General features: G+C 62.3%; 2 protein-coding genes. Both read right to left on the bottom strand.

Annotated elements, in window-relative coordinates; genetic code table 11:
- Nucleotides 1-542, bottom strand: a 542-nt coding sequence (locus ACLP25_RS22475) for an adenylate/guanylate cyclase domain-containing protein (protein ID WP_442471364.1), incomplete at its 3' end; no start/stop codon positions are given.
- A gap of 353 nt (nt 543-895) precedes the next feature.
- Nucleotides 896-1,372: a hypothetical protein gene (locus tag ACLP25_RS22470; protein WP_442471363.1), complete on the bottom strand. Its 477-nt coding sequence runs from the start codon at nt 1,370-1,372 to the stop codon at nt 896-898.
- Nucleotides 1,373-2,595: the final 1,223 nt, after the last annotated feature.

Raw genomic sequence — 2,595 nt, 5'->3', positions numbered from 1 at the left:
GGCCTCGCCTGCGCCGGCTTGCCGACTTCGAGTGAATAGACACGGATCGGATCGGCGATGTTCTTGAGTTGGGCTTGGCCGAGGTCGATGACCGCGAGATCGAGCCGCCCTTTCACCTGCCGATAGGCGTCCTCTGAGAGACAGATCGCGCCCGGCTCGCAAATTCCTTCCAGCCGCGCCGCGATGTTGACGCCGTCGCCCATCAGGTCCCCGTCGCTCTCCTCGACGACGTCGCCGAGGTGAATGCCGATCCGAAAGTCGATGCGGCGGTCCTCGGGCACGCCGGCGTTGCGCTCGACCATGGCGTTTTGGACTTCGATGGCGCAGCGCACGGCGTCGACCACACTGCGGAACTCGATGAGGCTGCCGTCGCCGGTGCGCTTGACGATGCGTCCGTGATGCGCGGCGATGGCGGGATCGATCAGATCGCTGCGCAGCCCCCGGAGCCGCGACAAGGTGCGGTCTTCGTCAGCGCCGGCGAGCCGGCTGTAGCCGACCACGTCCGCGACCAGGATCGCAGCAATCTTGCGGGTTTCGGACATGGCGCGCCCTCACGCGTTATGCAGAATAGCACAAGAAAGGCTTGAGCCGCGCGTCTACCTATCGAAAGCGGTCCGGCCAAAGGAGGCCAGCCCAAGCCAAGGCCGAGACGGCGGTTTATGGTCGATTTGACAGTCCGCCACGCCGTCGTCGAATGACTGCTATTTGCGCACTGCTGTCATTCCAGTCGGGTGCCAAGCGAATGATTTTGACGACTGGAGAGCGCTGCGTCTGACCGCCTGCCGCTGTTCGCTGCTTCACGAAACCGTTGCGCGTCTTACGTCGATCAGCGACGGGTGTGATGGCGATGCGGATCATGAGCAGTCCAGCGTTGGAAGCTGTGGAACGATGATCGTCATCCGCTCGCGGAATTGCTTCTGATGCCCGTGGCCGGGGAGCGGCGCGGCGAACAACTTGCGTCGCTGCGCGCTTCATCCGCGGCCTGCTGGACGACGACCTCGATGCACATTAGCAGCGCTACGATCGCCCGTGGTTGGTACTCGCGTAAGCGCGTCGCCAGGCTGGCCCGCGCCGCTCTCCACGCCGCCTTCCTCTCGGGCTTTTTCCAGTCGTCGACGGGTTCGAGCACAAGGTCGTCGAGATACCACCCACACGACTTGAAGTGGTCGAGAAACTCGCGATGCCCGATGGCGTCGGGAAGCAGGCCGGCTGCCTGCATCGCTCGCCGGATGTGGCGCGCGAAGGCGGTCTCGTCGTCACTGTAGAAGAACCTCCCGCTCGCCGGCGCGGACTCGCCGACGAGCAGCGTCCCGATGCGCTCGGGACGATACCTCGCGCGGATGGCTTCGATCGACTGGCTCATCGTGTCCATAGCGCCCTCTGAAGAGTTACGCTTCCCAAGAAGGACGTTGGTGACGCCTAGAACCCGCCAGCCGGCCGGCGACGGCCGCGTCGGACCAGACCTTACCAGACGCACGATTGCGGTGTGAGCCCAATCACAGCGGGCGAGCCGCGATCCTGTATGGTACCGACATTGCAAGGGGACGAATTTCTGACGAACCGGGCCGAAGCCATTTCAACGCGCTTCGGCCCATAGTCTTGTCACTCTCTGCGCAGCCGCTCGAACGCATCGACCACAACTGCGCAATGGAGCGACGCCGACCGGCGTCCCGCGGAAACCTCGGGAACCATGAGGTTTCGGCTGATCTTCAGCGGCGTCGCGGCAGCGTAGTTCGGACATATCCAACGCGATGGCAATTGGCGTTTCTACTTATGTGGCCCTTGGTCGCAGCGATCCTGACAGCCCGGTCCGCCTTCGAGGCGACTTTCATGGTCGCAAGCGCGTCCGAGCAAAAAAACCAATCGGTCACAAGTCTGAAGGGAGAGTCTTCAGTCATGTCATTTGTTCGCGAAAGCTTCCGCTGGCCCGGCGATCCAGACCCAGGGAGATCCGCGCTCGACGAAAAGCGGGGGATGTCGACCAAGCCTAGCAATCAGACGTCGCGGAATGCTGTCGGGCGACACGGCGCGCCGACGATCACGCTTCCGAAAGGCGCTGGGGAGTTTTCTCGGCTTCGACTACCGCAAGCCGGGGAGGCCGACTCCGCGGTGCAGTAAGCGGCGATCCGCATGTTCTCCACCTTTCGGTCCGTCGGTCGTCCGTCCTTATGATCGTTGTCGCTTCGTTTGATCGGCGTAGATATTGGATCGGTCCCGGATACCCGAGGCCCAATCGGAGGACTGGCGCACGCGGATTTGCCCATCCTGACCGCCGACCGCCAGCTACCGTTTCCGGATTATGACTTCCGGGCGGTCCTAGCACGTCCGGATTTTTTATGCCCCATTGGCGGGCCGCCGATACTCAAGGCAATTGGCGGCGCGCAAGGCTACTTCCGGGGCGGCGGACGCGCTGGATTCGGGCGGCCGTTCAGCGGCCCCACGAGTTGTGCTCACTCTTCATGGAGACTGTTTTACTGTATTTAAGAAAATCACGAACTGCCCATGCGCTAGTTCGGTAATGAGCTACCGCCATTGCGAAGGACGACTCATTATCACCATAAAGCAGATTCAATTTTCTCCGCATATACTCCGCCA

The organism is Roseiarcus sp. (genome assembly GCF_052145395.1).
In the GTDB taxonomy this organism is placed as follows: Bacteria; Pseudomonadota; Alphaproteobacteria; order Rhizobiales; family Beijerinckiaceae; genus Roseiarcus.
Note: the sequence above shows the minus strand (reverse complement) of the source record. Positions and strands in the feature narration are given on the sequence as shown.

What these genes read in the sequence shown, in the direction of transcription:
- ACLP25_RS22470 (WP_442471363.1), bottom strand. Translation starts at nt 1,372, where the DNA reads ATGGACACGATGAGCCAGTCGATCGAAGCCATCCGCGCGAGGTATCGT.